This window comes from bacterium (assembly GCA_024226335.1).
Lineage (GTDB): Bacteria > Myxococcota_A > UBA9160 > SZUA-336 > SZUA-336 > JAAELY01.
This window is the reverse complement of the sequence record JAAELY010000135.1, coordinates 1-7951: the sequence shown is the minus strand read 5'-3', so window position 1 is coordinate 7951 and position 7951 is coordinate 1. Positions and strand designations below refer to the sequence as shown.

Annotated in this window: 6 protein-coding genes; 3 read left to right on the top strand and 3 right to left on the bottom strand. The window is 60.9% G+C overall.

Annotated features, from left to right (window positions below; all coding sequences use genetic code 11):
- Positions 1-46: 46 nt before the first annotated feature.
- Positions 47-577, bottom strand: a complete 531-nt coding sequence (locus tag GY725_06135) for a hypothetical protein (GenBank protein ID MCP4003757.1) — start codon at positions 575-577, stop codon at positions 47-49.
- 30 nt (positions 578-607) lie between these two features.
- Between GY725_06135 and GY725_06130 the strand changes: the two genes are divergently transcribed.
- From GY725_06130 to GY725_06120, 3 genes are all read left to right on the top strand, one after another.
- Positions 608-2422, top strand: coding sequence for a hypothetical protein (locus GY725_06130; GenBank protein MCP4003756.1), 1815 nt, complete (start codon positions 608-610; stop codon positions 2420-2422).
- 27 nt (positions 2423-2449) lie between these two features.
- Positions 2450-3463 (top strand): hypothetical protein, encoded by a 1014-nt coding sequence (locus GY725_06125; GenBank protein MCP4003755.1) that lies wholly within the window; start codon positions 2450-2452, stop codon positions 3461-3463.
- Between the two features lie 148 nt (positions 3464-3611).
- Complete coding sequence (locus tag GY725_06120) at positions 3612-5843, top strand: NADP-dependent isocitrate dehydrogenase (GenBank protein MCP4003754.1); 2232 nt, start codon at positions 3612-3614, stop codon at positions 5841-5843.
- Positions 5844-5920: 77 nt separating this feature from the next.
- Here the strand turns inward: GY725_06120 and GY725_06115 are convergent, their stop codons facing one another.
- Positions 5921-6718 carry a WecB/TagA/CpsF family glycosyltransferase gene (locus GY725_06115; GenBank protein ID MCP4003753.1) on the bottom strand — a complete coding sequence of 266 codons (798 nt, stop codon included), beginning with the start codon at positions 6716-6718 and terminating at the stop codon, positions 5921-5923.
- A 359-nt stretch (positions 6719-7077) separates the two neighbouring features.
- The gene (locus GY725_06110) at positions 7078-7446 is read right to left on the bottom strand and encodes a hypothetical protein (GenBank protein ID MCP4003752.1); all 369 of its coding nucleotides are present in this window, start codon (positions 7444-7446) and stop codon (positions 7078-7080) included.
- Positions 7447-7951: the final 505 nt, after the last annotated feature.

The window sequence follows — 7951 nt, the reverse complement described above, 5'->3', positions numbered from 1 at the left end:
GTCGAGCCGAAGCTCGGGACCCTCATCTGCTCGGCTGCCCCGGGGCTCATTTCGGGGTCGTTGTTCCCACGTCCTCTTCCAGAACGATTGTCAGAAACTCACCAGGCCGGATGAGGCCCTGCGCTTCGCGCGCGCCGCCGTCGTGCTCGATGTGCAGCGCATAAGGCACGGCTGCGTCTCCAGCGTCGCACCGCCGGGGAAAATCAATGCCTACGCGGTACCGCCCCGGCTGCACGCCGGGAAAAAGCACTCGCTCGATGGCCGGGGGCGTCTCTCCACAGCGCACGTCCCGCGCCAGGGTTCCTCCGAGTCGGGTCGGGCTGTTGGCGAAGTAGACGGTCTCCTGATCCGGAGCGGTGACGAAAAGGTCGAGATCGGCCTGTGGTCCGAAGGCGAGGCGCACGAGCAGTCCACCCGAGGGGCGGCGACTGTTTCCCGCTTCGAGGGCCTCTACCAGGGCGTGTATCTCGTCGCCATGCTCCGATAGAAACTCCTTTGCTTCTTCGGGCAGGGTCCGGCAGCTCAGGAACAAGAACAGGCTCAGCGCAGTGCAGGCCATCATGCTGTTACTCTTCATATTCAACACTCGATCCCAGAAGAGGGTGCCATGCAGATCGTACTCCGGACCGCAATTGTCGCTTTCATGCTAGCTGTCTCCCCTGCTCCAGGTCAGGCCGCCGAGTTCGAAGGTCGGGTCCGGGATGCGAGCGGGGCCGGCGTGCTGGGCGCAAAAGTGACGTTCAGCCACGGCGATCCAGTTCATACGATCACGGTGTTCAGCGGTGACGACGGGCGCTTTCACACGCCCGAGATCGCGGGCGACGGACCCTGGCGGGTCAGGGTGCGGCGCATTGGCTGGGCGGATCTGGAGCAAAGCGTTACCGCGTCGAGCCGCGAACTCGCGCTGGAGATCGCCCGCCACGGCGATCCGGTCGCTGTCGCCGGCCAGCTTCCGTCCAACATCTGGTACGGCCGTCTGCTCGCCAGCATCGAAGACGAGTCGCAGCGCGAGGAATTCGTACGCCAATGCACCTACTGCCATCAGCAGGGCAGCTGGGCCACGCGCATTTTGCGACCTGAAGAACAGTGGCAGAAGATCCTGGCGTTGATGGGTCGCATGGGTGCAGGTCTCTCTCCGGAACTCCGCTCGCGGGTGCCGGAACTGATGACCGCCGCTTACGATCCGGTGACGGCGGTTCCCGCACTGACTGCACGCATGAATGAACCCGACTTCGCGCCTCCGCCGGAACCGCTAGTTCGCCAGGCGCTGATCGAGGAATGGCAAGTCGGTCACCAGGCGTCGATGCAGCACGATATCGTGGTGCACCCCGATGGTCGCGTCTATTCGGTAGACATGACCCAGGACAAGCTCTACCGACTGGATCCGAGCGTTCCCGGGGGAGAGGTCGCTTCGTTCGATCTACCCGAGACCGATCTACCGCTGGGCGGTGTCTTCGGATCGCGCAATGCTCCGACCACACCCAATATGAACGCGCACGTGGGTCCGCACTCGATTCAGGTCGCGCCCGATGGCTCGCTCTGGGTGACGCTCGCGCTGGGCAATATGCTGGGGCGTTTCGATCCGACGAACGAGACCTGGGCCCTGCATGAGGTGGACGCTGGCTTCTATCCGCACACATTGCGTTTCGATCAAAAGGGACGCATCTGGTACTCGCTGGCGGCATCGAATCACCTGGGCATGTTCGACCCTGCCACGAATGAGCAGAAGCACATCCGACTTCCCTCACCCACCTGGGGCCAGGAATTCGTCATGCGCCTGCTGCCGGTCTTCCTCTGGTTGAACCGCAACTTCGATCTCGGCGATTCCACGGCGGGCGAGGGCATGACGGCTCCGGTCCCGTACGGGGTCGACGTGGCTCCCGACGGCACGGTCTGGTTCAGCCAGCTCAATGCCCATCGCATAGGTCGGGTCGATCCTGAGACGCTCGAACTCGAGATGATCGATACGCCCTTCACAGGCCCGCGCCGCATGCGCTTCGACTCCGGGGGCAATCTCTGGATCCCGGGATTCTCTGCCGGGTTGCTCTCTCGCTTCTCCCCGGAAACCGGCAAGTTTGATTCCTGGACGATTCCGATCGAGCCCATTGGAACGGAAACGCCTTACGCGTTGCACGTGAATCGCGAGACCGACGAAGTGTGGATCTGCGGAACCAATAGCGACACATTGATTCGCTTCGATCCGAAGACGGAGGCGTTCAGCGTGTATCCGCTCCCCACGCAGGTCACCTACACGCGCGAGATCGACTTCGACGAGCGCGGCCGCATCTGGACCTCGAATTCCAATATGCCTACCTGGCAGATCGAAGGCGGGTTCCCGCGTTTGATCCGACTGGACCCGACCGGGAATGCGGCTGTCCCCGATGTGGCCAGCGGTGGGAGTGCCACTGGACCTGCGAACTGATCTGATCGCGACGACGGTCCGATCGAGATGCAGAACACGGAAAGGCGAATCTGGCTGCTGCGGCTCGTCGTTCCCGGAAGATGGGGGAGATGGCTGACCAGCATCATCATCTTCTGCGTCCTGCTGGGTCTGTTCAGCGCAGCGGACGCGCTATCTGAAGACACGCCTTTTCTGCAGACAGGAGCGGGTACGGTGCTGTTCTTCTGCACCATCCTCGCCTACATCGTACCCGTCTTTCACTTCATCACCGAGCGTTCGGTACAAGCCTTGAAATCGCTCGCACCTTCCCTCGACGTCGGCTCCGAGTCACTGGCGCTCTGGGAGCGCGGCATCCTACACAAAACAGTGCAGAAAACGCGCATTGTGGCCGTGATTTCGATATCGCTGGGGTTCGTACACGTGTGGTCGATGATCGACTCTGGCGACGAACTGCGGGCGCTTGTTGGCCATCCAACGGGCTTGTTGCTCAACAGCAGTACGATCCTTCTCTGGATCGTGATGTCGTTCGTGATTTCGGCGCTGATCGACAATGCCAGACTTTTCAACCGCTGCGCGGGTCTCCTCAGAGTCGATCTGTTGAATACCCGGGCTCTGACGCCCTTTGCGGCAGTAGCGGTCAGTTCGACGCTGGCCATCATCGGTACGCTCGCTGCATTTCCCCTCATGAATCTGGATGGGACGGTCGATCGGCTGGCCTTGATTCCCGGCTTTGCGGCCATTTCGGTGCCCATGGTGGCTCTGTTCATCCTGCCGATCTGGCCGGTGCATCGCAGGTTGGCGCAGGAGAAGCGCCGGGAACTCGATCGCCTGGACTCCGAGATCGCTGCGGCTTCCCAAGGGGAGAAGAGGACGGACGACGAATCCAGACCGGATCTGGAGTTGCTCGTTCCTCTGCTCGCCTTCCGCCGCGAGATCATCCAGGTTTCGGAATGGCCTTTTGACCTCAGCATGGTCACCCGATTGCTCTTCTACCTGATCATTCCGCCTCTCACCTGGGTCGGTGCGGCACTGATCGAGAATCTGGTCGAAGCGGCCCTCTAACGCCCGGTATTCCCGGCAAGTCACGACAAGCCGGATTTCTTCCCTATCTTCTCGCGCCTGAGCCCGATCCAAGTGTCCGGGCCCCGTGCGCTGGTCGGCATCTCTCGCCTGACCGTGCCTCGTCCCACAACCCTCGATGAAGAAGGCCATGACTGAATCCAGCTCGAAGATCATCTACACGTTCACCGACGAAGCACCGGCCCTGGCCACGTATTCGTTCCTGCCCATCATCCAGGCTTTTGCCGGTGCTTGCGGCGTGGCGATCGAGACTCGCGATATCTCGCTGGCCGGCAGGATCATCGCCAGCTTCCCAGAGCACCTGGCTGAAGACCAGCGCATCGGCGACGCGCTGACGGAGCTCGGCGCGCTCGCGCAGACTCCGGGCGCGAACATCATCAAACTGCCGAACATCAGCGCCTCGATACCTCAGCTGAAAGCCGCGATCGAGGAACTCCAGGCGAAGGGCTACGCCCTTCCTGACTATCCGGACGATCCGCAGAGTGCTGAAGACGAGGCCATTCGCGCCCGCTACGACAAGATCAAGGGCAGTGCCGTGAATCCGGTCCTGCGCGAAGGCAACTCGGATCGACGTGCGCCGGCCGCGGTCAAGCAGTACGCGCGAAAACACCCGCACCCGATGGGCGTTTGGTCACCGGACTCGCGCTCGCACGTGGCTCATATGGAGACGGGTGATTTCTGTGCGAACGAGCAATCGGTCAACATCTCGGAGGCGGGGACCCTTCGGGTCGAACTGGTCGATCGGGCCGATGAGGTCACGGTTCTCATCGATTCTCTACCCGTGCTCGCGGACGAGATTGTGGACGCGACCTTCATGAGCAAGCGGGCGCTCCTGGCTTTTCTTCAAGCCGAACTCGAAGATGCCCAGAAGCAGGGCGTGCTGTTCTCGTTGCATCTGAAGGCGACGATGATGAAGGTCTCGGATCCGATTCTCTTCGGACATGCAGTCAGGGTCTTTTTTGCCGACGTTTTCGAGAAGCACGGAGTTCTGCTCGAAGAGTTGGGCGCGAATCCGAACAACGGGCTCGGAAACATCATGACTGCGATCCAGGCGGCGCCAGAAGTGACGCGTGCAGAGATCGAAGCGGAGATCCAGGCGATCTACGAGCGCAGGGCCGGGCTGGCGATGGTCGACTCCGATCGGGGTATCACGAATCTGCACGTGCCAAGCGATGTGATCGTCGATGCTTCGATGCCCGCGATGATTCGCGCGTCGGGCCAGATGTGGAATGCCGAGGGCGAACTCCAGGACACGAAGGCCGTGATCCCGGACAGTAGTTATGCCGGTATCTACCAGGTCGCAATCGATTCCTGTCGCGAGCACGGGGCGTTCGATCCGACCACGATGGGCTCTGTGCCCAATGTGGGGCTGATGGCGCAGAAGGCCGAGGAGTACGGCTCCCACGACAAGACCTTCGAGATTCCGAACGACGGCGTCGTGCGAGTCATCGACGCTGCGGGCGCCGTTCTCATGCAGCAGGAGGTCGAGGCCGGCGACATCTGGCGCATGTGCCAGGTAAAGGATCTGCCGGTTCGAGACTGGGTGAAGCTGGCCGTGAGCCGCGCTCGGGCGACGGGAGTACCGGCGGTCTTTTGGCTCGACGAGGCACGTGCGCACGACGCGCAGCTGATCGCCAAGGTGAAACTCTATCTGCAGGACCACGATACGGAAGGACTACAGGTCGAGATCATGGCTCCGGAACAGGCGATGCGCTTTTCGTTGGAACGCATCCGTGCGGGCGAGGACACGATTTCGGTCACGGGCAATGTGCTCCGCGACTACCTGACCGACCTGTTTCCGATCCTGGAACTCGGCACCAGTGCGAAGATGCTCTCGATTGTTCCTTTGATGAACGGTGGGGGACTGTTCGAAACCGGTGCCGGTGGCTCTGCCCCGAAACACGTCCAGCAGTTCGAGAAGGAGAATCATCTGCGCTGGGATTCTCTCGGCGAGTTCCTCGCCCTGGCCGTTTCTCTCGAACACCTGGCGGACGCCACCAGCAATCCGGGCGCGCGCATCATGGGTGAGGCCCTCGACAAGGCCACGGGCAAGCTGCTCGAGGAAGCCAGGTCTCCGTCCCGCAAGGTCATGGAACTCGACAATCGGGGCAGCCAGTACTACCTGGCCCTTTTCTGGGCACAGGCTCTGGCTGAGCAGGGCGACGATTCCGCCCTAGCGGCTCGCTTTGCCCCTCTCGCCGAGGAACTGGCCGAGAACGAAGGGTTGATCGTCGGCGAACTCAATGAGGTCCAGGGTCCTCCCATGGACATCGGGGGGTACTACTCGCCCGACCCCGAACTCGCCTCCCGCGCCATGCGGCCCAGCCCCACACTGAACTCCGCACTGACCGAGATGGCCTGAACCCGTCCCTGCTTGGGGGCTTCGTTTTCTCGTTTATCGACGGTCACCGACGGAGGTTGCAGCGCTGCAAGATGGTGTTATGCGAGGTCTCCGGGTTCCTTCTGGCGTCCTCGCATCCGAGCGCCCAGGGAAGTTGCCAATAGGCTCAGAGCAAACGGGATTCCGTCGGCGATGTACCGCCCGGCCAGTCTCTGCGGCTCTTGAGCTAGACGGTGAAGCCACTCGAGGCCAGCCACTTGCATCCATCTCGGTGCGCGACGCACATCACCACACAAGAAGCTGAAACCAATGCCGACTCCCATCCACCATGCATTGGGAAGCACTTCGCGCAAGCGTTCGATCAGGTGTTCCTGTTTCGGCGATCCCAAAGCCACGTAGACGATGTCGGGCTGGGCCTCGACCAGAAGATCGATGATGTGCTGTACCTGGTCAGGGTTGTTTTCAAAACCGAAATCGGGGCAGTGGCTACCTGCGATCTTCAGTGAAGAATGACGCCGCTTGAGAACTTCGCCCGCCATCTCGGCAGTTCCCGGAACGCCTCCCAGCATGTAGAGCGATCGACCCCAGATTGCTGCCTCCTGACTCAACGACGAGATCAGACTCGAACCGGCCACCCGTTCGGGGAGCGGCGTGCCCTGGATTCGGCTGGCCCAGACCAGCGGCATTCCGTCGGCGACGACCAGGGTTGCCTCTTCGCAGAACCGTCGATAGACGGGATCGACCAGCGCCCGACGCAGGTGATCGAGATTCGCCGTGATGACCCACCCGCCCAGGCCGCGGTCCAGGCCATCGCCGATGCACCGGATACAGTGTTCCTCGGTGATGCTGTGAAAGCTCACACCCCTCAGACGGGCGGTTGGTAGGGAATCCAGCATCAAGAGGTCATCCGTGTTCACGACGGTCTTTTCTGCACCAGATTGCTGATCGATGCAGAAATGCGGTCGTTTCCATGAGGATCATGGAGTTCTATTCGCCTCGAAACAGACGAAACTGTTTGCCAAAAACGCGACGAATGAGTCTCCACCGGGACCAAAGGTACCAGGGAGCGCCGGTCTTCGCAGCCTCTCTGGTGCCTTGTACAAGCCGTACGGCTCCATGGTGTTCCCGAAATGACGATCTGCGCACGGTCAGATGAATCGTGTCTTGAGCCGCAAGAAATCGGATTCGTAGTAGCGAAAGCTGAGTTCGGAAACTGCGTAGCTTCCATTCGCACAGAGCGCGATGCCCGGTGTGGTCAGAGTGAATTGTGCCAGGGCCGCGACTGCGACGTGTTTAATTCGAGGCGGAACAGGTACATTCCGCAGCTGACTGCACCCACTCTTTGAAAGGGCGGGGAAGTCAGCAGGGGGCTCATGGCGTGGTCGTCGCGGGCGACACAGGAAGCGACGAACGCAACCATCATGAGGTGAATTCCCAGACGGGGCCAACCGCCGAGTTTCATCGGCAGAAACTGATACAACGCTACGATTGCCATCAAGCATACGACGGGTGCGAGATGTGTCCCGAGAACTCGGTCGATCAGCTGAAAGCCACCGCGTGAGTGCAGGACACGAGTGAGCAGAACGCCCAGTAGGATCGGCGTAAACGTCTTTTTTCTAAGCATCGACGGTTCCCGGGGGCCGAAGCTGAACTACACCTCGAGGGGTCCATCGAGTCAGTGCAACGCGATCGCCTGTCCCAGGATGATCAGAATCAGCAACAGCGGTACAGCGAACCTCCGGGAAAGTGTTCAATCGGCGGCCAGGACAGATAGAACTGCTCTTCCGCCGCGAGCGACCAGGCAACTGCCAACAGAGATCTGGGTTCCACCCAGTTCAATGTGTACGAGAGCAGAAAGGGGAGGTTGCGCCACAATCCAGTCGCGGTTCTTCCATCTGGAGCTAGGACAGGGAGTGCGAGACATAGACAGAATGTGATCCCGTAATAGAGCGGGAAGATCCTCAGTGTGCGGCGGGTGTAGAAATGAACCGCCCCGGTTTCTCCGGAGACTCGTTTAGTTGAGTCCAGCCACCGTGGCCAGACTTTCTTGCTTCTCATAGTAAACCTTGAGGTTGCCCCGGTTTCGTAGACACGACAGATCGCACGAAAGTGCGGTAGGAGTGTCTGAT